Source organism: Kitasatospora sp. NPDC058046, from assembly GCF_042885595.1.
Lineage (GTDB): Bacteria > Actinomycetota > Actinomycetes > Streptomycetales > Streptomycetaceae > Kitasatospora.
Genome location: NZ_JBHVRS010000023.1, coordinates 42,606 through 68,144, shown reverse-complemented (window position 1 = coordinate 68,144; position 25,539 = coordinate 42,606). Strand labels below are relative to the sequence as shown.

19 protein-coding genes are annotated in these 25,539 nt (G+C 69.0%); 9 read left to right on the top strand and 10 right to left on the bottom strand.

The window, feature by feature from the left end; translation table 11 throughout:
* Window positions 1-1,021 precede the first annotated feature (1,021 nt).
* Together ACFVU7_RS35455 and ACFVU7_RS35450 are read left to right on the top strand one after the other, a co-directional pair.
* A complete protein-coding gene (locus ACFVU7_RS35455; RefSeq protein WP_388049422.1) occupies window positions 1,022-1,183 on the top strand; it encodes a hypothetical protein in 162 nt (53 codons plus the stop codon).
* Window positions 1,184-1,270: 87 nt separating this feature from the next.
* On the top strand, window positions 1,271-3,169 hold the full coding sequence (locus ACFVU7_RS35450) for a DNA/RNA helicase domain-containing protein (RefSeq protein ID WP_388049420.1): 1,899 nt from the start codon (window positions 1,271-1,273) through the stop codon (window positions 3,167-3,169).
* Between the two features lie 249 nt (window positions 3,170-3,418).
* Here the strand turns inward: ACFVU7_RS35450 and ACFVU7_RS35445 are convergent, their stop codons facing one another.
* The 10 genes from ACFVU7_RS35445 to ACFVU7_RS35400 form a co-directional block, all read right to left on the bottom strand.
* On the bottom strand, window positions 3,419-4,462 hold the full coding sequence (locus tag ACFVU7_RS35445) for a hypothetical protein (protein WP_388049417.1): 1,044 nt from the start codon (window positions 4,460-4,462) through the stop codon (window positions 3,419-3,421).
* Between the two features lie 331 nt (window positions 4,463-4,793).
* Window positions 4,794-6,302: a restriction endonuclease gene (locus ACFVU7_RS35440; protein ID WP_375874388.1), complete on the bottom strand. Its 1,509-nt coding sequence runs from the start codon at window positions 6,300-6,302 to the stop codon at window positions 4,794-4,796.
* A 1,068-nt stretch (window positions 6,303-7,370) separates the two neighbouring features.
* Complete coding sequence (locus ACFVU7_RS35435; protein ID WP_388049414.1) at window positions 7,371-10,094, bottom strand: tetratricopeptide repeat protein; 2,724 nt, start codon at window positions 10,092-10,094, stop codon at window positions 7,371-7,373.
* A gap of 380 nt (window positions 10,095-10,474) precedes the next feature.
* Entirely contained in the window at window positions 10,475-10,807 is a 333-nt protein-coding gene (locus tag ACFVU7_RS35430; RefSeq protein ID WP_375874387.1) for a trypco2 family protein, read from the bottom strand.
* A gap of 212 nt (window positions 10,808-11,019) precedes the next feature.
* Window positions 11,020-12,279 (bottom strand): IS256 family transposase, encoded by a 1,260-nt coding sequence (locus tag ACFVU7_RS35425; RefSeq protein WP_388049411.1) that lies wholly within the window; start codon window positions 12,277-12,279, stop codon window positions 11,020-11,022.
* Window positions 12,280-12,428: 149 nt separating this feature from the next.
* On the bottom strand, window positions 12,429-13,115 hold the full coding sequence (locus tag ACFVU7_RS35420) for an HNH endonuclease family protein (RefSeq protein ID WP_388049408.1): 687 nt from the start codon (window positions 13,113-13,115) through the stop codon (window positions 12,429-12,431).
* Window positions 13,116-13,157: 42 nt separating this feature from the next.
* Window positions 13,158-13,685: a hypothetical protein gene (locus tag ACFVU7_RS35415; protein ID WP_375874385.1), complete on the bottom strand. Its 528-nt coding sequence runs from the start codon at window positions 13,683-13,685 to the stop codon at window positions 13,158-13,160.
* 386 nt (window positions 13,686-14,071) lie between these two features.
* A complete protein-coding gene (locus ACFVU7_RS35410) occupies window positions 14,072-14,440 on the bottom strand; it encodes a SitI3 family protein (protein WP_375874444.1) in 369 nt (122 codons plus the stop codon).
* A gap of 291 nt (window positions 14,441-14,731) precedes the next feature.
* Window positions 14,732-19,378 (bottom strand): hypothetical protein, encoded by a 4,647-nt coding sequence (locus ACFVU7_RS35405; protein ID WP_388049405.1) that lies wholly within the window; start codon window positions 19,376-19,378, stop codon window positions 14,732-14,734.
* A gap of 36 nt (window positions 19,379-19,414) precedes the next feature.
* Window positions 19,415-19,795: a hypothetical protein gene (locus ACFVU7_RS35400; RefSeq protein WP_388049403.1), complete on the bottom strand. Its 381-nt coding sequence runs from the start codon at window positions 19,793-19,795 to the stop codon at window positions 19,415-19,417.
* A gap of 216 nt (window positions 19,796-20,011) precedes the next feature.
* On the opposite strand from ACFVU7_RS35400, the gene ACFVU7_RS35395 reads away from it, so the two are divergent.
* The 7 genes from ACFVU7_RS35395 (at window position 20,012) to ACFVU7_RS35365 (ending at window position 25,107) form a co-directional block, all read left to right on the top strand.
* The gene (locus ACFVU7_RS35395; RefSeq protein WP_388049400.1) at window positions 20,012-20,746 is read left to right on the top strand and encodes a hypothetical protein; all 735 of its coding nucleotides are present in this window, start codon (window positions 20,012-20,014) and stop codon (window positions 20,744-20,746) included.
* Window positions 20,743-21,399, top strand: a complete 657-nt coding sequence (locus ACFVU7_RS35390) for a hypothetical protein (protein WP_388049397.1) — start codon at window positions 20,743-20,745, stop codon at window positions 21,397-21,399. Before ACFVU7_RS35395 ends, ACFVU7_RS35390 begins: the two co-directional genes overlap by 4 nt.
* 127 nt (window positions 21,400-21,526) lie before the next feature.
* Window positions 21,527-22,237: a hypothetical protein gene (locus tag ACFVU7_RS35385; protein WP_388049394.1), complete on the top strand. Its 711-nt coding sequence runs from the start codon at window positions 21,527-21,529 to the stop codon at window positions 22,235-22,237.
* A gap of 2 nt (window positions 22,238-22,239) precedes the next feature.
* Window positions 22,240-22,872 carry an SMI1/KNR4 family protein gene (locus ACFVU7_RS35380; RefSeq protein WP_388049391.1) on the top strand — a complete coding sequence of 211 codons (633 nt, stop codon included), beginning with the start codon at window positions 22,240-22,242 and terminating at the stop codon, window positions 22,870-22,872.
* Window positions 22,873-23,423: 551 nt separating this feature from the next.
* Window positions 23,424-24,188: a hypothetical protein gene (locus ACFVU7_RS35375; protein ID WP_388049389.1), complete on the top strand. Its 765-nt coding sequence runs from the start codon at window positions 23,424-23,426 to the stop codon at window positions 24,186-24,188.
* Window positions 24,189-24,327: 139 nt separating this feature from the next.
* Window positions 24,328-24,840 (top strand): hypothetical protein, encoded by a 513-nt coding sequence (locus tag ACFVU7_RS35370; protein WP_388049386.1) that lies wholly within the window; start codon window positions 24,328-24,330, stop codon window positions 24,838-24,840.
* Window positions 24,841-24,975: 135 nt separating this feature from the next.
* Window positions 24,976-25,107, top strand: coding sequence for a hypothetical protein (locus tag ACFVU7_RS35365; protein WP_388049383.1), 132 nt, complete (start codon window positions 24,976-24,978; stop codon window positions 25,105-25,107).
* Window positions 25,108-25,539: the final 432 nt, after the last annotated feature.

Here is a 25,539-nt window from a genome sequence, read left to right as displayed (position 1 = left end):
GGGCTGTCACAGCCGGTGCTGCGCGCTGGTCGGCGTCGAGGTCGACGTGCCGGCCCTGCCGCAATCACGGATGGCCCATCTAATGAGCGACGTGACTGCCTCTCTCCTGGCGAGCGAGTCCACCCGACTATGCTCCTCTGGTTGCCCCGCATCCGCCTGACCACCGACGCTGGGCCGGCCTCGTCCGAAACTGCCAAGGTCGACGGGGAGAAGTTGCGGTGCTCCTGCTCAGTCAGGGCCTCGGGCACCTTGACGGCGCGGTAGAAGTCGTCGCGCTCCACAAGACCTGGAGGGCGGCCCACTGGGTGCCCCCGACGTTGTCCTGGGTAGACGCCCGCCCTTCTGCACTTCTCGCGCCCCGGCCAGGCCGTGTCGCCGCGGGCAGTGGGTCCTGTGAGGTCAGACGGCGAGGGCGAAACATGGTCTCCACCTTCGAACAAATTCCCTGACGGATAGTGTCGCCGAGGACGGCCCGCACTCTTGCGGCTTCGACCGAGAGGCCACCCTTCACCACCCCGCCGGGCTCCGTTGGATCCCTCAATCCAGCCCGTTGAGAACAAGGTCAAGCAATGCGCCTGCGCCCATAGTTGGTGGATTTGACCGTGACGGCTCCCCGACGGAGCCAACAAAACTGGCGATCAGGCGGTACTGGCCCCATCGGGTCAGCAGATCGCCCAACATTCGCAGCCTGGGCGTGCTAGCGTGACAGACAGTCATACGGTCCGCCGGGCTTCCGATGTTTGGACATGCCCCCACCCGTAACGGAGTTCCTTCATGCTGCCCTCGCGCATGCCCGCGAGCGCTTCGGCTATGTCCGGACGCGCCACGCCAAACCAGGTCCTGCTCTGCGCCCCTTGTGTGACACAGCCACAGGTGTTCTCTTCCTGACTTTGGAAGATTTGAGCGGTGAGCTGTGGCGCGGGGCTAGGTCCGTGCGCCAGCTCTGGCAACCCGGCATCATGCATCGCCCACGTTCGGCGCCGCTGGGCGCCTACACGCGCGGCCTCTCCTAAGGACTTCCGTGCTGTCCGTCTACACTGCCATTGGCTCTTCCCTCCTCGCTGTCTCGACGATCGTCCGCGTCATCGTCCGGGCTCGACTGACCCGGCAGATCGCCAGCGAGGCACTCGCCAACTCTGATCCCAAGGACAGGCCTGAGATCCTCAAGGCCCTCCCCAAATGAACGAAGCTGCTCCCCCATCATCCGTTTTGTTACTGTCTCCCAGCCGGCCAATCCACGAAGCCTGCCCCAGTAGCAAGGAGGAGATAAGTGCTGTATCGCGGTCCCGCATCCCTCCTGGCTGCGCAGGCCCTGTCTGGGGATCTCGCGTCAGCAGTCGAGCAGGGCTCACTGCTCCTCCGCGGGCACCAGCCGAGTCAGGCCGAGAGGCACATGTGGAAGCGCGGGCTACCAGGAGTTCTAAGCGTTCTCCTGGAAGCCGGTCTCGGCCAGGTTGAGGTGTTGGTTGACTATGACCTCCCCTTCACTAACCGGTCAGCCGACCTCGTGCTAGCAGGAATTCATCCTGTAACGGGGGATCCGTCCTACGTAGTTGTTGAAGTGAAGCTGTGGTCGCAAGTCGAGCCTGATGGCGAGATCGCACACCTGTGCCGAGTCCCCGGCCTCGCGCGTCCTCTACTCAACCCGATCGAGCAGGTGCGCGGCTACTGCTCGTATCTGGCGTCGTACAACGCGGCGCTAGCCGACCGTCCTGAGCGGATCTCGGGTGTTGCATTCCTTCCCTACGTCGCGGAGTTCGCGACTGAGGAAGCTCTCGCCGTGAGCCCGAGCTCCAACGTCGCGATGTTCACTGGGGGGCAGCGACCGAGCTTCATTCACCTTCTGCGCTCGCTACTAGCCCCAGCAGACGGTGCCGAGTCAGCTGATCTTCTTCTGTCTGCGAAGACTCGGCCAACACCACAGCTCGTGTCGGTAGCTGCCGCCGAAGTACGCGAACGTGAGCAGTTCGTCCTGCTGGACGAACAGCGGGTTGCGTGTGAGGTGGTGCTGCACGCCGTGCGGCGGGCCCAGCAGACTGATCGCAAGGAGGTGGTTGTGATCACTGGCGATCCGGGCACTGGGAAGAGCGTTATCGCGCTGTCGCTCCTGGGCGATATGTACAGGCATGGTGTTGCGGCTCTCCACGCGACCGGATCCAGCTCCTTCACCACCACGATGCGTCGGACGGCCGCAGCGCGAAAGCGTCAAGTGCAGGAGCTGTTCAAGTACTTCAACAGCTTCATGACCGCCGAGCGCAACGGACTCGACGTTCTAATCTGCGACGAGGCACATCGCATCAGGGAGACGTCCGCGAACCGCTACACACGCGCGGCCCAGCGCACGGGAAAGTCCCAGATCGAGGAACTGATCGACGCCGCCCGCGTACCGGTGTTCCTGCTAGACGAGAACCAGATCGTCCGGCCGGGCGAGATGGGCACAGTGGACCTGATCCGCGCCGCCGCCGGCGCAAAGGGCCTGGATTGCCAAGTGATCGAACTAGGCAGCCAGTTTCGCGCTGGAGGTAGCGACGCCTACCTGCACTGGGTGGTGCGACTCCTCGGGCTGGAGCCAGGTGGCCCTGTGGAATGGGAGCCCGACGGCAAAGTAACCCTGGAGGTTGTCGACAGCCCCGAAGAGCTGGAGGCGTTCCTCGACGCCCGGCGCGTGGAGGGGTTCAACGCCCGTATTACAGCTGGGTACTGCTGGAAGTGGACGACGAAGATCGCACCTGGAGATCCGCTTCCTCTAGACGTGCAGATCGGTGACTGGGCCCGGCCGTGGAACGTGTACGGCGACCGCTCGATCGCCGGCGCCCCGCCGGCCGCCCTGTGGGCCACCGACCCGGCCGGCTTCGGCCAGGTCGGCTGCGTATACACCGCGCAGGGCTTCGAGTACGACTGGAGCGGCGTCATCCTCGGACCGGACCTCGTCTGGCGCACCGACCGGTGGATCACCGACCGCACGGCCTCCAAGGACCCCGTCTTCCGCAGGTCCACCACCGACGCCGACATCGACCGCCTGATCCGCAACACCTACAAGGTGCTGCTGACACGAGGAATGATCGGCACCGTCGTGTACTCCACGGACCCGGAGACGCGCGCCAAGTTGCGGGAGCTGGTCTCCGGTCAACACGTCGGCTTGGTCGAAGTGGAGCACACGTCGGACTGAGCACCGAGCCGGAGCGGCGCCTCAGGGGGCGGTACCGACTCATGCGGCCTACCATCTCTTCAGCGGGGCGCCGCCCGACGATGTCGGCACCACCGAGCACTTCATCTGGACTCGGGCTGACTCTATGGCTGCGGTGGCTGTCTCGGCGGGGCCGGTTGGACGGCCTGAAGGCCAACTGAGCGCCGGGCCGGTGGGCCAGGCGATGTGGTCGCTCGGCCTGCCCGCTGCTCGCTGTTTGCCGAGCTGACGTCAGGGCGCGCCAGTTTCTGCGCCCGTTGGAGGCCTCGTTGCCGCTGCGGGCCTTTTGCGGGTCCTACGCATCGAGGACTGGCGAGGGACGCCGTAGAGCAGCGCCCCGTCGAGGTCGCTCCGAGGTTGTTGACTCGTGGCCGCTTCTGCGGCCTTCTTCTCCGTGTCGCGCTCCGCCTCCAAGTCCATCTTCTTCGTCGTGTACATCAGGGCGGAAAATGCAAACCCCATGACTGGGGCGGCGATGACGCACGATGAAAGGAATTCATGGGCGCCATAGGAAAGGTATCGGTCCCAGAATCGAGCCATCTGCTGCACCGGCAAGAGTGGTGCGATGAAGTCATGCAGCATCAGGCTGAAGCGTAACTTGCTGTAGCAGTACCAAATACCTAGGACAAGCAACGGAACGCGACGTAGGGCTCGTGAGTCGCTGGTCAATACACGCAGTGCCAGCCACGCCATGCGGATTGTTGCCTGCGGGACCAGGACGAGGAACCGGAACCACCACTCGCCATGGCCGATCGACTTGTTCATGGAAGTCTCGGCCAAGGTCTCGAAGAGCTTCCCGTCCCAGAGTTCGCCGAATTCATCGATGACTTGATCACGCCGCCTGGCTCGGCTCTGTGCTCGGGCTTCACGACGCATTCGCCATCGAGCGCGCCAACCCGGGGACCAGTGATGGTCCAGCAGAATGCTGGCCGGCTCAGAATCGGATCGCAGGTCGGAGACGTTGGTGTGGTAGTACGGCGCGTTGAGAAGACGGTGGCCGGCCGCTACGTGCTCGCTGATCTGCCGCTGCTCTTCGGCGTCGAGCTGGCTCTTGTCGACCGTGGCGAGGACCGAGATCCTGGGCGTCTCGCCGTTGGCGTAGAGGATGCCGAGCCAGGCGTTCATGCCCTTGTTGGTGGGCTTCGCGAGGTGCTGGGCCAGCCGCTCGTGGACAGGGTTGACCGTCTGTCCGATGTATCTGATCTTGTCGTCGCGAGGATCGGTGAGCTTGTAGATGGAGCCGTTCGTACGTGCATCTGAGCGCCGTCCGGCCATGCCGTTTTCCTCTCCCTGTTAGACCCCTCGGGGGAGGCTACCGGCACCCACCGACACTGATGCTCGTAGCCGGATTCCCGGCGGCCCTGGCCCTTCCACTGACTGCGCCCTGCTGGGCTGTCTTCGAGGTGTTCTGTCCGGCCGCCGGGGCCCGCTCTCGATCGCCCCGCCGGATGGAGCGTCATCCCTCACTCCGCAGGCCCTGGTGCGCCCTTGGAGTGAGAGAGGGAGGACTGACCCAGCGAGGTGGAAGCGGTGCTCGTCCGACGGGTAGCGGTTCGGGCCGGGCCGGTGCTGGCTCTGAGCCGGGAGGGTTCGTCCTGCTGCATGGTCAACTCGGGCTTGTGGGCGTAAGGGTGAGCTTGACCAGGACCGGGGTGGGCTTCTGGGTGTTGCCGGACGCGTCGGCCAGCAGCCAGCCCTCAGCTCGAGCGGCGCTCGTGCGCTTCATGGTGAGGTCGGTGGCCCGGTTGGCGGTGAAGGTCAGGAGTTCGGTCCAGTCCGGTGCCTGCCGGAGGTCAAGGCGTTGAAGGCTTCCGTCGACGGAGCTGCGGATGCCGGCCGCGAGGATGGTGTATTCGTCTGGGCCGGTGGCCGCGCGAGGGTCGGGAACGGCGGAGTCGATCCAGTCCTCCTTGTCGGCGGACGGGTTCTTGCTGACGTCGATGGGGGTGCTGCGCCCAGTGCCGCTGAGGAAGTGTCGCTCGTCGCCAAGGTGGATAGCCCGCATGCCGTTGGGAAACGGGACGTCGTGGCGGGTCTCGTCGCCGGGCCGTTCGCCGATGCGGTTGATGGTGACCGATCCGTCGGCCAGTCCCCCGACCTGGTTGTAGACCCACAGGGTGCCGTCCCGCCCGGCTTCCAGGGTCGCGTAGCCGCCGAAGCCGCCGGCCACGAGCTGAAGGTCGCGGGTCTTGGGGTGCCAGCGTACAAGCGCGCCGCGGCACAGCACGGTCACCGAGCCGTCGATGCTGCGGACGGCCCGGTCTTCGGTGCCGGGCAGCGCCAGGGCCCACTTGATCTTGCCGGTCGTGGTGTGGAGTTCAATCACGCCGGCGTTGGTCGTGATCAGGAGCCGGTTGGCGGGAGCAGCGCTGATTCCGCTCGGGTGCTGGTCGGACTGCCAGACTCCGGTGAACTCCACGCTGGCGTCCACACCTTCGGCACTGGTCTTGACGATCGGCCAGGGCGGCGGGGCGGTGGCTGTCCGCGTAAGCACGGGAACGTCCGGTTCGGCGTGCCGGGGGACGACGATGTCGGCCAGGGGGACCAGCCGGTTACCGGAAGCGGCAGTCTCGCCGTAGAGTCGGTGCAGCAGCTCCTCTGGGTCGAGTAGCCCGCACAGGGCTGCCTCTATGTGGGAGCTGTCCATCAGGAGCAGCTCGTTGTGGCGGTTGATCCACTCCAGTGCGTTCGAGTTGAAGCCGGTCGCGGACAGGACGATGGCGCGGGTACCTGGGGGGCGGGTGGAGAGCCGCTCGGAGAGCTTGGTCAGAGGGTCCGCGCTGAGGGGGTCGGCTTCCCACTTGGCTTCGAGAATGTAGTTGTGGCCGATCGTGAAGAAGACGTCCGTCTCGTCCCTGCCGCCTACCCCGATCACACTGGGCCGGGCATCGTGTCCCCACGCCTTGAGGACGTCGGCGATCAGTGTGTTGAACGCCTGCCCCCGCTTCTGGGGCGTCAGGCCGGAATCATCGCGCAGACCCTTGTAGGTGGCCAGGAGGCCACGAAGGCGCAGAGTGAGGTTCAAGTCCACCGCGTCATCCTCGCGGATCGAACGCGGATAGCGAAAAGGCGCGGCCAAAGCAGGCCGGCTACCGCCGATCACAGATCCGGCCATTGCGGCTCCCCTCTGGCAGGGAAGGCAGATGGCTGTGGCTCGCCGGGGCGGCGGTTCGGCGGCGTTCCAACGCCAGTGGTCTTCATCACCTTGACCCGTGATCGGACCGCACCGCTATTGACTTCCTCTACGGGGTAGTCGCGGGCGCGGCTGCGGAAGGGAACGATCTGGCGTCCCGCCGCCAGCAGGGCCGCCGTTGTCACCGGGGCGCGCCGGGCGGCGGGGTTGCTGGTGGGGTCGGCAACTTCCTGGAACTCCACTGCCTCCAACGTTGGCCGCCAGGCCGCCACCGTGGGCGGAGAGGGCGGCCCAAAAGGCGGGGTCGTGGTCCAAGACGTAGGCGGGGAGCACGTTGAGACGCCCGCAGCCGGAGTCCGTCTGGTCGTAGGCGACAACACCGGTGAGGTAGCAGTCGCAGAACACCGCCGCCCCGGACAGCCCCGCAATCGGTGAGGTACCAACCGCCGGCCACTCGGTGGCGGGGGCGCAGGTCCATGATGTACTGGTTGCCGACGAAGCTACTGCCCCGGGCTTACTTTCCCGTGCAGGTGCGAGCGCTCGACCACGTGGCCGCGGCGCTGGGTCTCGTCGGGGACGCCCCAGGTCTCGCACGGGGTGCCAGGACGCATGGTGTCCGACCGACCCCACTGAACGGGCGCTGCGGGCGGCTGCCAGTGTGGGGACTGGTCGATGAGAACGAGGGCGGCGGCGTCGCCCCCCCGGGGTGCCGGAACATACGACCTGGCCCTCCAGGGCGCCGGTGCCAGCGGGGTGGAACACCTTCACCTTGACGCCGAACAGTCCGGTGACGTGGGCGAAGGTCAGGACCAGGCGATCGCCGACCGCGTACCCCGACCCGCGCCCGCCCAGACCGTCCACCCGGCAGACCGTACCCGCTCCACCCCAGCCCCCTACCCCCGACCACGGGCAGCTGGGAGTGCTCCAGGTCGTTGGCGAAGGCCTTGCGCTCGCCGGTGCTCCAGGTGTCAGCACCGACTGGCGGGGAGCGTTATTCCGAACGTGCCACATTCGCCTGTCGAAGCATTCTACGGCTCCCATCCCGTCCATCTACGGCTCGGACTCGAGCCAGGTGGCCATGCCCGGGGCGTGTTGTAGGGCTGGTTCGAAGTGGTTCGTTTTGGTCTGGGCCAGGCTGCGGTAGATGGTGATGGCTTCCTGAGCGGCGGCCACACCCTCATCCCACCGACCCACCTCGCTAAGGTCGTAGGAGAGGCTGTTGAGGGATCTTGCGAGGTCGGGCAGGTGGGCGTCGGGGTTGGCCTCGACGAGGACACGGCGGATGGTGACAGCTTCCTGGACCGCGGCGAGGGCCTCCTCCCGCCGACCCACCTCATCCAGCCATAGGTTGAGGTTGTAGAGAGCGTCGGCGAGGTCGGGCAGGTGGGCGTCGGGGTTAGCCTCGACGAGGGTGCGGTAGATGATGACGGCTTCCTGAGCGGCGGCCACACCCTCATCCCACCGACCCACCCCACCAAGGCCGAAGGCGAAGCTGTAGAGAGCGTCGGCGAGGTCCGGCAGGTGGGCGTCGGGGTTAGCCCCGACGAGGGTGCGGTAGATGGCGACGGCTTCCTGAGCGGCGGCCACACCCTCATCCCACCGACCCACCCCACCAAGCCGGAGGGCGAGGTTGTTGAGGGCCAGGGCGAGGTCGGGCAGGTGGGCCTCGGGGTTGGCCCCGACGAGGGTGCGGCGAATGGTGACAGCTTCCCGGATCGAGGCCAGGCCCTCATCCCACCGACCCACCCCACCAAGGCTGACGGCGAGGTTGTTGAGGGATCTTGCTAGGTCGGGCAGGTGGGCATCAGGGTTGGCCTCGACGAGGGTGCGGTAGATGGCGACGGCTTCCTGGACAACGGCCACACCCTCATCCCACCGACCCACCCCACCAAGGCCGGCGGCGAAGTTACTGAGGAACCTTGCAAGGCTGGGCAGGTGGGCATCGGGGTCGGCCTCGACAAGGACACGGCGATGTCGGACGAGTGCACCGGCGAGGCGGGCAGCGGTGATAGCGAGGCGGTGGCTGGCCCGAGGGAAATGGTCATGGAGCGCGTCAAGAGTGTCGAGGGGGGTGTCAGGGTGGGTGGTGATGGCGTCGAGTGCGGTGACGAGCGGGGACGGGCGGGCGGTACGGGTGGCGGTGGCAACGATGTGGGCTGCGAGTTGCCGATCGTGGCGGACACACAGGTCAGTGAGCTGGGTGTCCAGGCGGCTCTGGAAGACGGAGTGGGTTGCGGCGCGGCTGTAGACAGTGAGGAGTTGTCCGGCCTGGGCGTCGTCGGCGCCGTGAAGGAGATGGTCGGCGAGGCGGGGGTCGGCTTCGAGGGTACGGCCTACGTGGCGCTCGGCGAGACGGTCGGGCTGGAGGGCTCCCCAGAGCGGTCCGCCGGTCGCCGAAGTGGGATAGAGGGTGGCGAGCCAGGTGGTGACCCGGTCGCGACGGTCGCGGGGCTGGTCCGCGAGCGCAGGCAGGCGTAGCCACAGGTGGTCGGCGTGTTCGCGGTCGGTGGCGCCGGTGAGGTGGGCAGCGGCGATCGCGGTCTTCAGGGTGTCCATGCTCAGGGCGGGGGCGAGGCCGCGAGCGGTGGCGCTGTCGCGCCAGTAGCGGACTTCGTGGCCGAGAAGCCGGTCTTCGACGTTCCACGCATCACCCTCGCCCTCAATCCCGAACACGCTCTCGGGCCCGCTGCTTACGGATTCCGTCGGGGCGGTATCGAGGAGGTCGGCGAGGGCGGTCATGTGGAGGGTGAGGGCGTTGCCGTAGGTGCCCTGGCCGAGGCGACGGGGTTCGGGGAGGGTCGCGGCGGCAGCCATCCAGTCGTAGCCGACGAGGCCATCGACGAGCGGGAGCGCAGCGGCGAGTGCCCGGGCGGCGTCGCGGTAGTGGTCTGCCCGTTGGCCGGGATCGTTCTCCAGGGGGGTGAGGTGGTGGGTGCGGGCGGTGGTGAGGTGGTCCTCGGCCTGGTGGGTGGCGGTGCGGGCCTGCTGCCACCAATCGCTGGCGGTGCGGGCCAGGAGCAGTAGCTTGAACGGGCTGGTGCCGGGGTGTTCGGCGGCGGCTTCGATGAGGGCGGTGAGCTGGTCGGGCCGGGTCTCGGCATAATCGAGGACGATCAGCAGAGGCCTGGCCGCCCGTCGGAGTTCCAGCAGTTGCTGGGTGCTGGCGCTGGCGCGCGGCCACAGGACGGTCCAGCCGTCGGCGATGAGCTGGTGGGTGAGGTGGTGAGCGAGGCGGGTCTTGCCCTGCCCGCCTGGGCCGTGCAGAAGCCACGTCCCGAACCCGTCCCCTCGGCACCAGCTCTGCAGGTCGGCGATCAGGTCCTCGCGGCCGTGAAAGGGGACGGTCTGCCTACCGGCCTCCAGCAGCGCCCCAGGTGTGGTTGGCGGACGGCGCCGGGTCGGGAACTGGGTGGGGTCGGCGAGGTCCTGGAACTCCACCGCTTCCAGCCCGCTCGCCGGGCCGCCACCGTGTTCGGCCAGGGCGGTGCGGAAGGTGGGGTCGTGGTGCAGGACGTAGGCGGGGACGACGTTGAGGCGGCCGTGGGCGGAGTGGGCGCGGTCGGCGGAGACGACGCCGGTTAGGTAGCGGTCGCAGAACACCGCTGCCCCGGACAGCCCCGCGAACGGTGAGCTGCCGTCCTGCGGCCATCCGGCGGCGGGGGTGCGCAGGTCCATGACGTACTGGTTGCCGACGAAGCCGCTGCCCGGGTTCACCTCCCCATGCAGGTGCGAGGCTTCGACCGCGTGGTCGGGGCGGTGGGCCTCGTCGGGCATGCCCCAGGTCTCGCACGGGGCGCCGGGGCGTGTGGTGTCTGGCCGCCCCCACCGTACGGGCGCGGTCGGCGGCTGCCAGTGAGGGGAGTCGTCGACGAGGACCAACGCAGCGTCGTCGCGCCCACCGGAGGTGCCGGCCCAGACGACCTGTGCGGTTGCGGTGCCGGTGCCGACCGGGTGGAGGACGGTCACCCTGGTGCCGGTTGGACCGGTGACGTGGGCGGAGGTCAGGACCAGATGCCCGCCGACCGCGTACCCGGACCCGCGTCCGCCCGGCCCGTTCACCCCGGCAAGACGTACCCGCTCCACCCACGCCCCCTACAACCCGCCCTGCATGCCGCCCGCTGGCCGCGACCGGACGACGGCCGCGATCCCGGTCCTCAGTCGCTGATGCGCCCGCTGGTGTCGCCGGGCCCCGCCGGGCGCTCCTGCGCGGAGCTGACCAGGAGGTCGCCCCCGTCGGGGCGCTTGGGGGTGAGGGTGAAGGAGACCCGGTGGGTGCGGGTGCGGGAAAGACCGGCCTCGGTCTCCGCGCCGACCGCGAACAGCTTGAAGCCGGCCTTCGCCTTCGCGTCGGCGCGCAGCTCGACCTCGAACTCCATCTCCACCGGACCCACCGCGAACACCACCCCGGGGTCGTCTCCGACCTGGGCCGCCGCCTTCAGCAGCTCGTCGCGCACCGCCGCGACCGCGTCCGCCAGCGGAACATCCATTCGCACCCACCCCTTGAACACCTGACCTGCGATCATGCCGATGCGGACACCGTAGAGCCCGCGCACCGGCACACGCAGGCGAAAGCCCAACTCAGCCGAACCTGCCCGCCTGTCCATCGGCTCTGGGCGGGCGGGGGGACTATCAGGATTCCGGTGTACGACACCCGGTTGGCCTAGGTATTGATCTTGTTGTCGGGGGTGGGCCGGTTGGCTCACGCCCGTCCGGCTGACAGGCGTCCGTCGAAGGCGATGTCGAAGGCGTTCAGGGCTCCGAGCCAGCGGTTGCTCCAGCGCTGCCGGCCCCGTCCGGTGGGGTCGAGGGCGAGGGTGGCCAGGTAGAGCCGCTTGAGGGCGGCCTGCTCGTTGGGGAAGTGGCCGCAGGCGCTGGCGGCCCGGCGGTAGCGGGAGTTGAGGCTCTCGATGGCGTTGGTGGTGCAGATGATCTTCCGGATCTCGGTGTCGAATCCGAGGAAGGGCACCATCTCGGACCAGGCCCTCTCCCAGAGTCTCACCACGGCCGGGTAGTTGGCCTCCCAGGCGGCGGCGAACTCCGCGAAGCGGTCCAGGGCGGCCTGCTCGTTCGGCGCGGTGTAGACGGGCTTGAGGTCCCGGGCCACCGCCGCCCAGTCCCGTTTGGAGGTGTAGCGGAAGGAGTTCCGCAGGAGGTGGACGATGCAGGTCTGGACGACGGTCTGCGGCCAGACCTGGGCGACGGCTTCGGGCAGCCCGGTCAGGCCGTCGCAGACCAGGATCAGGCAGTCCTTGACACCTCTGTTCTTGATCTCGGTCAGGACGGACTGCCAGTATTTCGCGCCCTCGCCGCCGCCGGTGGTCCACAGGCCCAGGATGTCGCGGTAGCCGTCGGCCGTGACGCCCAGGACCACGTAGACGGGCCGGTTGGCGACCTGGCCGTCTCGGACCTTGATGTTCACGGCGTCCACGAACAGGACCGGGTAGACGGGGTCGAGCGGGCGGCTTCGCCAGTCGGCCATGCCCTCCAGGACCCGGTCGGTGATCGTGGAGACGGTCTCCTTGCTCGTCGCCATGCCGTAGACCTCGGCCAGGTGTGCGACGATCTCGCCCGAGGTCAGGCCCTTGGCGGTCAGCGAGATGACCAGGTTGTCCAACCCTTCGGTGCGGCGCGAATGCCTCGGCAGCACCTTCGGTTCGAAGGTCCCTGCCCGGTCCCGCGGGACCTCGACCGTGACCGGCCCGGCCTCGGTCATCACCGTCTTCGAGCGGTAGCCGTTGCGGGCGTTGCCGCCCTTGCGCGCCGAACGACCCGGCTCGCAGTGGGCGAGGTGCTCGTCCATCTCCGCCTCCAGGGCCTCCTGGAGCAGGTGCCGGGTCAGCTGCTGCAACAGCCCGCCCTCACCGAGCAGCTGCATCCCACCGGCTCTGGCCTGCTCGGCCGCCAGCTCGGCGACCGACGCCACCACATCCGACCCGCCTGTGTTCTTCCTCGGACCCATGTCCAAGGCATCGGCCGTCCCCGCCTCCGACGAAACCCTCCCGTCAGAAGCCGACCCGATCCGGTGATCCGCCAGAGTGCTCATCAGTGACTCCCTTGATCAGGGTGTCCACCGAATTCCTGATACTCCCCGGGCGGGCTCACTGCCGGCTACGCGCAGGTGTCGAGCATCTCGACCAGCGCCGTCTTCTCGGACTCGGTGACGGTCAGGCCGTAGAGGTGCTTGATGTCGGTCCAGGCCCGGGAGTAGGTGCACCAGTACGACCGCAGCGGCGGCCTCCAGGCGTCCGGTCCCTTGTCGGCCTTGGCCCTGTTGCTGGCGGCGGAGACGGCGACCAGCTGGGAGTGGGCCAGGTCGTTGGCGAAGGCGCGGCGCTTGTCGGTGGTCCAGGTGTCGGCACCCGCCCGCCAACTCGCCGCCAACGGAACCAGATGATCAATGTCGAGGGCCTTGGCGTCGGTGAAGGTCTTGTCGTCGTAAGGGCTCACCCAAGTGCCGGAGACGGCGCGGCACTGGTCGTCCTGGACGACGTCCTGGCCGTCGCGGGCGAGAACCACCTCGCGGGTGTCGCAGGTACCGTACTGCTGGACCCAGTGCGGGAAGCGGTCCCGCGAGTACCCCTCCATGGAGTGCGGGGCTTCGACGACGAGTTCGTCCAACTCGGTACGGGCTTGGTCGGCCGGAGGCGGTTCGGGCAGCTGCCGGTGCTGGGCGGTGGCTGCGGAGGTGGCCGGTGGTACTGCGGCTGCCGCTGCTGGCGCGGCTGTGGGGGCGAGGACGAGGGTGAGTGCGGCAACGGTGGTGGCGCCTCGGCGCCACCAGGCAGAGGTGGTCATGCGGCAAGGGCTACCGGCCGGGGACGGCCGACCGTCGTACCGTCACCCGGTGGTCGGCGCGCCGCCGGTCCCGTTGACGTGGGCGGGCCAGGCGGCAGCCCGGGCCTGGAGGTAGGCGGTCCAGTCGGTCACGGCCCAGGAGCGCCATCGGGTGAGGGTGTTGAGGTTGAGGCCGAGCATGGGGGCGAGGACGGCCGGGGGCATGTCCTGGGCGAGTTGGACGAGGGCGGCGGCCCGGGCCGGGCGGCTGGGGATGCCGTGGGCGGTGAGGCGTCGCGCGAGTGCGGAGCCGGTGATGTGCCGTCCGGGTTCGGCGGAGGGGAAGAGCCATGGATTGGGGTGGTTGGCTGCCCAGCCAGGTGGTCGCGGCCGGTCGGCGAAGTCGGCGAGGAGCCGGACCAGGGGGTCGGGCAGGTAGATGGGCACGCGGTCCAGGAGAAGGACGGTCTCGCCGGCCCGCTCGGCCACGGAGTCGGTCGGCAAGGCGGCGATCCGGGTGACCTCCTGGCCGAAGAGGTAGAGGACGGCCCCGGCGGCGCGCACGTCGGGCGGTAGTTCCGGGTCGGTCAAGCACTGGTGGAGGCTCTCCCAGTGGGAGTCGTCGTCCAGGGCGACGGGTCCGGGCGGGGACGGCGAGGTCGCGGCTGTGGCCGCGGCGTGCGGCCCAGAGGAGGAAGTCGCGGACCTCGTAGCGGGTGCTGCGGCCTCCGGCCAGCCACCGGTCGACCTCGTGCTGGCTGACGTCGGCCAGGGCCAGGTCGGCCTTGGCCATGGTGGCCAGGAAGTCGGCGGCGGTGTCGGGTCAGGCTCGGGCGCCCTCTCGATCGGCCGCTGCCCGCTTCCTCTCTGCCGACTCTCGCCGGAGACACTCGCGCCGCTGTCCCGGGCCTCCGGCCGGGGACGGCGTGTCCAGGATGGGCGAGGGGCCGGGCCGGATTCCCGGACGGCGCTGGTGGTCAGTCCTCGTAGACGAACTCGTGCGTGTGGCGGCGGTAGGGCCCCGAAACGGCGGCGAGGCGGTTCGGCGGCCACACGTCGGAGCTCTCGCTGAGGCTCAGTTGGCCGTCCTGGCGCACCATCCAGACGTCCTCGTAGTCGAGGTGCAGGACCGCGTCTCCGGGCACCCGCGCGAGGAGGGCGTCGGCCAGGCGGACCATGTCGTCCTGCTGGCCCGAGAGGTCTGCGTTCTTCCCCAGCCGGAAGTCGATCGAGACGGTCGGGGTGAAGACGCGGCCGCCGATCTGCGGGTCCCCCCAGGCGATGGGCCTGCGCTGGGTTACCCGGATCCAGGTGCCGTACGCAGTGAGTGCTCCGGGCGCGACCAGTGTGTCGACGGTCTCGGAGAGTCCACCGCGGGCAAGCGCTGCTGGTTCGAAGCCGCGAACGCCGCGACCAGCTGGAATGGCCCCAGGTCATTGGCGAACCCGCGGTGCTCTTCCATGGTCCAGACGTCGGCAGCGGCTGACGAGAGCGTCATTGCGGGCCTGATCTATTCCTGGGTCGGTGCTCGCTGTCTTTGTACTCGCGAGACGGTGGCCGCTGCCCTGCCCGTCCTGCTCCGCGTCACCTGGCCCGGATCCACACCCCGCTCCCGTCCGACGGTCCGCCGCCCGCCGTCACCTGCACGGCGGGCGGTACGGCGTGCCAGGGAAGTAGCGGTGCCATTGGTCGGCGGTGATGGTGGCGCCGACCAGGTCGCAGAGGCGGGCGGTGACCCGGTCGATGTCGGGGTCGACGAGGTAGGCCCGACCCTTCCCGCTGCTGTAGAAGTCATTGGGATCGGCTTGTTTGTCGATGAGGAGAGCCTGCCCGTCGGGGCTGAACGAGGCGGCGTCGATCACGCCGGGGAGGGTCAGCGTGCCCACTTCGGTGGCGGCGCGCGGATCCTCCACCCGCCACAGATGGAACTGGCCGACGAGGGGGTCGGTGCGCCGCAACGCATTGGCAAAGCTGACAAGCAGACGGCCATCGGGGCTGAACCCGATCCCACCCGGCCGTTCGGCGGTGAGTGCGTTGGTCTTCACGGGGTGGTGGATGTCGGAGACGTCCCACAGGTCTATGGTCTTGTCGGTCGTCACCGCCAGGGTCCGTTCGTCGGGGCTGAGCCTCATGCCGTTCACGATGCCGTTGAGAAGTTCGGCGTGGTCGGGATGACCGGGGTCGGCGAGATTCCACAGCTGGATGGACTTCGGGTTCTGGGACTCGCTGCCGGTGGCGATGGCTAGCAGGTCCGATGTCCTGCTCTCGAACACGACGTCGTTGCCGAACGCGAGTGAGGGCGAGGCGACGGGTCGGCGGGGATCGCCGAGGTCCCAGACATCGATTCTCTGGCGGTCCTGCCGTTGGTCGATGGACACCAGTTTCCGCTTGTCGAGGAGGAGGCGGCCGGGCGGCTGCGGGGACTGCACGGTGGACAGCGGCTTCGCGGCGTTCGGGTCGCCGACGTCCCACAGGTGGATCAGCCCGTCGCTCCCGTGGAGGGCGAGGATTCCGTCCGCCAGGGCCACGTGGGCGTCGTGATGGCCGAAGCCGCTGTGGGGGACGTTCTCGGCGATCTCGTTGAGCGTGCTCCCCGGCGCCGGGTGGTCGGGGTCGGTGATGTCCCAGAGCTGTGCCGGACCGCCCTTGACGTACGAGAGCAGGGCCCGGTCATTGACCAGCAGGACGTTCGGAGCCATCAGCGTGCCGGCCGGGCGCACGTCGTAGGGCCCGTTGGTCCGCCACAGCCGGTACCTCTGCGTGAAGCTCTCGTAGTGGATGCGGGCGTCGGTGGCCCAGGCCAGGACGCGGCCCTCCGGGGAGTAGTCGCCGTCCGCGCGGGTGTTGGGCAGGGTGGAGTCGATGGAGGGGTACCAGTGCATGATCTCCGGTTCGGCGCCTGCGCTGAACAGGGACCCGCGTTCGCCGATCTGGACCGAGGTAAGCATCCCAGGGGTGGGAAAGTCTGTCAGGACGGCCGGCTGGTGCGGGTCGGTGATGTCGACGGTCTCGGCATGGCCGAGCTGGTAGCCGTCGTCGTTGGAGGCCCCGAGGGCCAGGGTCCGGCCGTCCGGGGAGAACCCCACCGTCCCCACGAGCTGACCGGGTGCGATCTTCACGGGGTCGGTCGAGTAGGGCGGATCCGCGATGTAGTTCGGTGTGGTGACCGGGGCTGGTCTGGCCGGGTCGGTGGTGTCCCACAGCCGCACACCGTCCCCGCCGCTGGTGCTGCCGACCGCGAGCAGCGGCTGGCGCGGGCTGAAGGCCAGTGAGAGGGCGTGGCTGTCGCCGAGCACCGCGGTGCGCGCGGGGTTGGCGAGGTCGGCGACGTTCCACAGCTCGGCCGCGTAGCTGCCGCCGGCGACGTTGACGGCGAAGGCGAGAACGCGCCCGTCCGAGCTGAACGCGACGGATTGGACCGTACCGGTGCCCGGGGGGATGGCACCCGCCCGGGCCGGCTGTCGGGGATCGGTGAGGTTCCACAGCTCGGACCGGTCCTTGTCGACGGCTGCCAGCACGTGGCCGTCCGGGCTGAAGGCCAGGGTGCCGTGGGTGTCCGCCAGGGTGGCGACGGCAGCGGGGCGGGCGGGGTCGGAGACGTCCCACAGCTGGACGGAGTCACCGGAGTTCGTGGTGGCCAGGAGCCGACCGTCGCTACTCAGAGCGAGGCTGGTGTCGTGGGTGTCGATCAGACCCACGGGCCGGGGCTGGCGGGAGTCCGAGAGGTCCCAGAGCCGGACGGTGTGATCGCGGCCGCCGCTGACCAGCAGGTGCCGTTCGGCGTTGAAGGCGAGCTTCCGGACGGTGTCGGTGTGTCCCTTGATCGGCGTGTAGTACGGGGCGAGCGCGGCGTTGTAGACGCTGCTGCGGGCCTCCGGGGTGTCGGCGATGTGGCGGGCGGAGAGGGCGAGTTGGAGGGCGAGGGTGGGGTCGGTCGTCCGGAGGCGGTCGGCTGCCTGGGCACCGAGCTTGGAGGCCAGGAGGTCGCGCTGCTCGTTGGCGACCCGGTTCTGCCAGACGGCCGCGCCGACCCCGGTGACGGCGACCAGGAGCAGCACGGCGAGGGTGGCGGCCAGGGCGCGCAGGCGGGTGGTGCGGCGGCGGGCGGCGTGCTGTTCGGCGGTCTGTCGGGCCAGGCTCGCCGTCACGAACTCCCGGGCCGCTGGGACGGTGCCGTGCCGTTCGGCGGACTCCTCGATCCACTGGCGGGCGGCGGCGAGCCGTACGCCCTGGTAGAGCGCTCCCTCGTCGCGGCCGTCCTGCTCCCATGCCTTCGCGGCGTCGTGGAGGCGTTGGCGGACCACCAGGCCGGCGCGGTCCTCGCGGATCCAGTCGGCCAGCCGTTTCCAGGCGCGTAGCACGGCCTCGTGGACGAGTTCGGCGTGGCCGTCGTCCACGACGACCAGGCGGGCCCGGACGAGTGCGTCGAGGGCGGTGGGTGCGGCCGGGTCGGTGTCGAGGCCGAGGTCGGCCAGCGGGGCGCGGCGGCGGGTGTCCTCGGCGCCGTCGACGATGTGTACCAGGTGCAGCAGGATCTGTTGGGCGGCCCGCTGTTCCTCGGGGGTGAGGGCTTGGTAGGTGTCCTCGGCGGTTTGTCGGACGGCGTGCCAGATGCCGCCTGATGCCTGGTAGCCGGTCAGGGTGAGGACTCGGCCGGTGCGTTTTTGCCAGGTGGCCAGCAGGGCGTGCGACAGCAGGGGGAGCGCGGTCGCGGTGTCGCGCCGTTCGTCGCTTCTGGTGCGGAGGTCCTGGAGGAGGAGGTCCACCAGGCCCTGTTCCACGCGTAGTCCGGCGAGGTGGGCGGGCTTCTCGATGGCGTCGCGCAGTTCCTCCGGGAGCATCGGGCCGACCAGGACCTGGCTGGCCTTCAGCGCGGTGTGCAGGGCCGGGTAGGCGGCGCAGTGTCCGTAGAAGTCGGCGCGCAGTCCGAGCAGGATCACGGCCGGCGGGGCGTGGCCCCGCTCGGTGCGTGAGCAGAGGGCGGACAGGGCGCGGATGAACGTCTCCCGTTCCTGCTCGTCCTTGCAGGCGGTGAACAGTTCCTCGAACTGGTCCACCACCAGAAGCAGGCGGGATCCGTCCGTCGGCAGGTCGGCGATCGATTCCGGGCTCGCGGTCAGGGTGTCGAGGAGGACTTCGCGGTGGGTGCCCGGGTCGTCTGGGAGCAGGCTGGCGAGGACGTCGGCGAGCCGGGAGAGCGGGTGCTCGCCCGGGGTGAGTACCGCGCGGGGCCAGCGCCAGGCGTTCTCGGCGCCGGGCAGGCCGCGGTCGAGTGCGGGCAGCAGGCCGGCGCGTAGCAGGGAGGATTTGCCGGCGCCGGAGGGGCCGACGAGCATGATCGGGCCGTCGAGTGAGAGTTTGGCGGATACCCGGGCGACGAGTTCGGCGGTCAGCTGCTCGCGGCCGAAGAAGAACCGGGCGTCCTGTGAGCCGAACGGTGCCAGACCGCGGTACGGACAGGTGTCCAGTTCGGGAGCGGCGCCGGGCTCCTCGTCTGGTCCGGTCGGCGGTGACGGCTCCGGTGGGGAGGTGTAGGCCGGGTTGGTGGTCAGTACCAGGTCGCCGGCCCGGTCCTCGGAGTGGCAGTACGGCTTGGGGAAGCCGCGGCTGGGCAGCGTCCGGGCCAGGTGCCGGTGGATGTGGCCCAGTGTCAGCTGTGGCGGGCCGGTCGGGTCGCCTTCCCGTAGCAGGCGCAGCAGTTCGCCGCTGAAGGCGGTGTATTGGGCGCCGACCGGGGCCAGTGCGAGTTCTTCCGGGGCGGCCGAGGCCAGCGTGAACCCGCCGCCGGGGTAGGAGGTGTCGAACAGGCTGGCCGCGCCGGCGACGGGGGCGGCCCGGCCGGAGTAGCAGCAGTCGAGGACGAGGACGATCGAGCGCGCCCGGGAGGAGGCCAGGACCTCGCGCAGCGCGGAGTAGCGAAGGGCCCGGAAGGCCAGGCCGCGGGTCAGGTGGTCGGTGGTGCGGGTCGCCAGGTGGAGTTCGCCGTCCAGCCCGACCAGGCCGTGGCCGACGTAGTACACGAGGAGTACTGATTCGGCCGCTTCGGCGGTGGCCGTCAGCGCGTCGCCGAGGACGAGCGGGTCTTCGGGGTCGATCACGGTGCGCACGTGGTCGGGGTCAAGGCCGCAGCGGGTGACGAGCTCCTCTCTGATCGCGTGGACGGTCCCGGCGGCCGCGGGGACGTCGGGCAGGACGGATCCGGGGATGTGGGTGCCGGTTCCGATGATCAGGGCCCGTGTGCCGGGCAGGCTCAGGGGCAGGCCGAGGGGGCCGGCTGGTGTCATCCGGGGGCCTCCGGTGTCACTCGTCGCCACCTGGCGTTACTCGTTGTCGGCCGATGGGGCGGCGGCCGACTCGGATGGGCTGGCGAGTAAGGTTCCGACCTCGCGGACGAGGGTGGCGAGGGCATCCGGGTCGAGTCCGTGGACGGCCGTCGCCCGCAGCTCGATCGAGCTGCCGTCCGAGCGTGTCACGTGGACGACCGTGTCGCCGCTCTGCCGGCGGATCCACGCGATCAGGGCGCTGGTCAGGCCGGAGGCGACTCCGCCGGCGCCGAGGGCGACGGTGAGCACGTCCGCGAGGGTGCCCAGCGAACCGGGTCGCGGAGCCGTCCCGACCGGTTCGACGCGCCCGCGCAGGGTGGGCTCGGCTCGGAGCCAGGCCAGTAGGGAGCCGATCGCGGTGGTGTCGGCGTCGTCCACGCGGATGAGCACCTTCTCGTCCAATGCTCCCCCAAGTCTCGTTTCTTGAACGTCTGTTGACTTAGCGTCAGTGTTGCGAAGGGCTCGGGTCAAGTGCCGAGGCAGGGGGCTGCGGCTCCGTGGTGGGCGGACTGGGTGTCCGGCCGGGCGAAAACAGCCGTAGCCCACCGTGTGCGTGGCATCATTCTGTGTGCGTGTCACCGTTGAGGGGGAGCGATGGCCATCGAGTTACCCGGTGGACTGGTATGGGTCGTGGACCTGCTGGGCGTGCCGTGGCCCCAGGTCAACGAGGACAAGGTCAGGGAGTACGCCGGTCATGTTCGCGGCTTCGCGACGAACATCGACCACACGCACGCGGCGGCAACTGCCACCCTGCGGGAGATGGCGCAGCATTACCAGGCGCAGTCGTACAACCAGTTGGTCGCGCGCTGGTCGAAGATGACTCAGGATCACCTGCACGAACTCGTTGCCGTGTGCAATGCGTCAGCGACCGCTCTCGACGTGGCTGCGGATGCCATCGTGGCGATGAAAGGCGCGGTGATCGTGGAGCTCGGCGTCCTGGCCGCCGAGGCGGTGGGTGGGACGATCGCCTCTGTCGCGACCCTTGGCGTTGCTTCGGTCGCCGAGGCGGCGGCGATCGCGGCGACGCGAAAGATCGTCAACCAGTTGATCAAGGAGGCCGAGGAGGAGGTCGTCGCCGTTCTCATCACCAAGGCCATGGATCCGCTTCAGAAGCAGGTCGAGAAGGCGGTGAAGGGGTTGGTGTTCGAGGGGGTGAAGAAGGCTCTGGCCGGTGCGGGGCCTGGCGCGGCCGGCAATGTCGGGACCGGGTTCCGGGTTGATCCCGCGAAGCTTCTGGCGACCGCGGAGAAGCTGAAGAAGCATGCGGATGACGTGCGAGGGCATGCCAGGACCTTCACGACGGCGACTGCGGCGGTGAGCTTCGGATGAGCCGGCACCCGATCACAAAGGCACTCGAAGATGCCGCCAAGAAGATTGGGAGGACCATCAGCAAGGAGGCGGCCGACGCGGTCAGTGGCATGTACGAGCATGCCAGCGCGGGTGCCAAGCAGGTCGTGAAGAACGTCACCGCGGCCGACGAGGCGCACAAGCGCAGCATCATCGAGCTCGCGGAGAAGATCGCGAAGAACCCGGGTACAGGTGGCAAGGGGGGAAAGGCGAGGCTTGCGGCGCAGGCCGACGCCAGGACCAAGCTCGCCGCGGCCGTCGGGGCCAAGGGGGACTTCGACGTCGAGTACCTGATCGACAGTGGCAAGTATCCGGAATCGGCCAGGCACATTGCGGAGGCTCAGAACGGGCAGATCTGGCGCGGCGCCTCGCACAGCCCCGGCGCGCCGCTTCCCTCCGTCCTGACCATCGACCGGGCGGGCGGTGACGATAATCGAGATAATTCGCTTCGCGGAATTCCAACCAGCCCTTCCGGGCAGCGTGACGAGTACCCCCCGGCCATGTTTAAAGAGGGAGGCAGGGGGGCTAGTGTAAAATACATCAACGGATCGGATAATACCGGCTCCGGCTCGACCATGGGGAAGGCCTTAGGCGGACTCCCCAACGGGACGAGAGTAAAGATAAAAGTGAAATAGATGAAGATCGGAGGTGGTTGTGAACAAGAGTGAGAAGATTATCTCCAACGCAAGGGGGGGCAACTTCCTTGCCGATCTTCCTGCCCTGTTGGAGATCGCCGGCAGGAAGGGCGGGGCCCGTGGGCCGGTGTGGGAGGCCGCAGCCGCCGCTGTGCAGATCCTCTTCTGGACCGGGGAGTTCGGGCAGGCCGCCGATCTGGCGGAGGCGTTGATCGAACGCGACGGTCCCCTCGGCGGGGAGCTCTGCGACCAGTCCACTCCCTTCCGGCAGGCTCTGCTCGCCGCCCAGCTCCATGCGCAGAAGCCGGCCGCGCCGCGTCTGGCCGCATGCGCCGAACATGTTCCGGCGGGTCGCGTCATGCGCAGGGACTTCGAGTGGGCCTCCGGGGAGCTGGCCCGGCAGGGCGCGGAGCGTCTTCTTCCCTGCCACAGCGACTGGGGCGGTCCGGTTCTCCCGCAGGACGGCGTCATCGGCGCGGAACTCCTGGACCGCGACTTCCGCGACCTGGACCAGCGGCAGGGCCGACTGGTGTGGGAGGCGCTCTGCGAGACCAACGACTTCACCCGGGCCCACCAGCTCCTGACCGAGACGGACGCGGAACCCGAGCAGTACGCCATCTGTCTGTGGATGGCCGGCTGGTACGCCACGCGCGGCGAGACCGAGCACGGCGAGCGCATGCTCCTGGCCGCGCACAGCCGTTGGTGGCCCTACGCGAAGTGGGACGCGATCCCGGACGCGCCCGTCCTCCAGCCCACCCTGCGCCTCGTGGCCACGGACCGGGTGCGGCATCATTACCTCACCAGGGCGATCGGCCCGGAAGCACGAGCAGCGGAGTGAAGATGCCCGACAGTCCACTGGACCAGCTGCTCGGCCGTGCCCGCGGCCCGATGGGCCCGGCCATCGACCTCGACTTCGGTTTCGACACCGGACCGCTCCAGGAGCTCGGGGCCCTGCTCAGCCGGATGAACGGCTTCTTCGTCTTCAACGCCGGCGTGCAGGTCTTCCGGGCCGGAGACGAGGGACTGGGGCCCGACCTGCTCTCCTGGAACTCGGACGAGGTATGGAAGAGCACCTACGAGGGCCTGGCCGATCACGTCTTCTGTTTCGGCCAGGACCTTTTCGGCACCCAGTTCGCGATCGTCGGCGGCGAGCGCGTCGTCACCTTCAACCCCGAGACCGCGGACGTGAAGGACCTCGGCGCCGGCCTGGACGACTGGGCCGCGTGGCTACTGAGCGACCCGGACGTGAACGGCGTCGCCTCCTTCGCCCACGCCTTCCAGCAGCAGAACGGCGCCCTTACCCCGGACCAGCGTCTTGTACCGCTCCAGTTCTTCGTCGCCGGCGGTGAGTTCGCGTTCGAGAACCTCGTGGTCCGGGAGTCCGGCGAGGCGATGCGGATCAGAGGCCCGATCGCACAGAAGATCCACGAGCTGCCCGACGGCGCCACCCTCCGCCTGGGAACCACGCAGTAGGCAGGAACCTCCTCGACCGGCCTGTCTAGGCTGCGCGGGGTCGCCCTGAGGCTGGAACTTCCTGAGGGTTCCAGGGCGACCCCCGTGCCGCCATGGCCGACGACTGAGGGGAGTCCGGCCTCTGCTTCGACCGGCCCCTCTTGGAGGATCACCTGCGCGGATCCTCCATGCTGGCAGGGCAGTTCACACTTCGATGCCGACGACCTGGCCGAATACCCCGAACCGGTGCATGACGTCGGCAAGGATGCTGTGTCTGGCAGCACGGCCGGCACACCGTCGAGGCCCTCAGCGGGAGGGCCGGTGCTCCTCACAAGGGGTCGGCACGCGGCTGGCTGCGTCACGGCGCCGGGCATCCGTTCGCCGCCATCGAGCAGGGTCATCACCGCGGCCTTCCCGGTTACCGGGACCTGCGGACGCCCATCGACTCGGTGAAGACGCGAACCCACAAGGACCAAGTGGTGGGGACACGACCCGGGTCCGGATCCTGGACGGCTACGATCTCGATGGCCCCGTGCCTTCCACGCCCACGACTTATCCCGAGGACTGGTCACGTGACCCCAGAAGCGGTTCCCTCCGGCGACTTCGGACCGGACGAAGTCACGACCGCCACAGGCAACAACGTGAACCGGCTTGTGGACTTCATCAACCAGCGAGCCTTCGACCAGGTCAACGTCATGGCCGAGAGCCTTCGCTCAAACCCTGGCGCCCTGCTCCGCGCTGCCGCATACGCGCACGGCGCTGTCGACACCGCGATCGCCGCCGGGCGGCCCGACCTGGCCGCCAAACACGTCCGACACCTGATGGAGCAGGCCCGGAAGTGGGCCGACCACCCCGACTACCCCGCCGGCACGATGGCTGCCCTGGCCCGGGAGGCGGGCGGGCCCCTCCCCTGCCCCGAACCCCCGGCACCTGCCCGGCCGGCAACCGACTCTCCTCGCGTCGCCACCCGAACGCCAGCAGCGAACGGAGGATCGCCGCAGAAGATCACACTCGTTCAGGCCCAGCGCTTGTTCCGCGAGATGGGACTGGCCGTCGGCGACGACGACCAGGCGGGCTTCACCTTCCATGCCGTCGGCGGCCGCACCGGCAACCTGCCCGTCAAGGCCGCCCACCGAATCGATGTCGAATATCAGGTCCAAGGCGGCTACACCCTCACGAGACGTCACATGGAAGACAACCCCGACGTGCTGGAGCACTTCCGATGGGCAGCGGAGAAAGCCCCGATCCACGGCTATACCATCACCTGGGAGCCGAACAGCGCTCGAATGGAACTGACCCGCTCTACCGGTACTCCTGGCAACGGGGACGGCCGATGACCACCACGGGCATACGATCTCCCTGGCATCAAGGGCAAATCGCGGCCCCGCCTCGATTCACCGTGCCCTGGAATTCAGGCACGTCACGTCCGGTCCGTTCCCGGGCTGCGGCACGGATTGCGGACGACGGAGAACAGGCATGACCACGCCACCGGAACTCACGACAGCCGAAGCCGACCTTCTCGGCTACATCCGTATCCACGCCGAGCTGTACGAGCGCTCTGCCCCAGGCACCGCGGGCTGGGCATACCGCTCTACGTACCATCTTCTTCTCCAGCACGGTCGCTTCTTCGAACCGGCCGCCCTGCCCATCGGCATCGCGCCCATGACCGAGAAGCTCTGCTACGGCAACGCATCCACCACCGCCCGGCGACGCCCGGGTCTGGTCTACGTCGAGGGCTTCGCCGCCGCCGGTGTCGGGGGCGACAGCGTGGTACCGCTCGCGCATGCGTGGTGTGCGAGCACCGACGGTACGGTCGTCGACCCGACGTGGAAGGACGGATGGGGCCAGACGTACTTCGGTGTCCCTGTGGTCGACCCGGACCGGTGGCCCGACCCTGCGGCCGGCGGCAGTGTTCTGGACTCCTTCGACCTTCTGCGCACCGGGCTACCCTCCCAGGCCTTCGGTGACATCGGCCGGCGCTCTCCGTGACAGGCCGCAGGGCTGCGGCGCCGAACGGCGGTTCGGGGACGCGGCCGCCGAGGTAGGCGTAGAAGGCGGCCGGATACCGGGCGGGGTCGTGCGTGCAGACGCGTGGTGCCGGCAACCTTCTACAGCCTTGCGCTGGTGACCCAGCGGACCGCCTCCCAGGTCGACCAGAGGGGTGTCAACGTCGCCCAGCCGCTGCGGCTCTTCGACTCCCCCGCAACCTCCAACACACTGCTCGGAGACGGCGTGCTCACCGCGTACGGCACCTGAATCCAGGTGCCCCCGCCGCGAGCCCAGGTGCTGGTGGGACCGGCGGCCGTGTCTTCACCCCGACCGTCTTGGTCGCCTTCCGACTGGGCAAGAACAGCGGCACCGCCAGCCGACCAGCCGGGCGACATGACCCTCCTGGCCGACGGCCTCCTCGCTCAGGTGCCCGGCCTCGCGGTCCTCCACCTCGACCACGAAGACGTCTGACTGGTGCGCCAGGACGGCGATCTGGCCCTCAGCAAGCGATCCGACGCCTTGGTCGCCGAACCGCCTCACCGCCATCTCGGAGGCCCTACCGTCGCCGGACGCACGAGTTCGTCGACGAGGACCGAAGCGCAGAGCCTCTGGCGACCCCGGGCCCGCGCTGTCGCCGACGCGGGCCCGGAGGCGCAGTGGGCGGCCAGGTCCTCGTCAATCCACGTTGCACGCACCGGC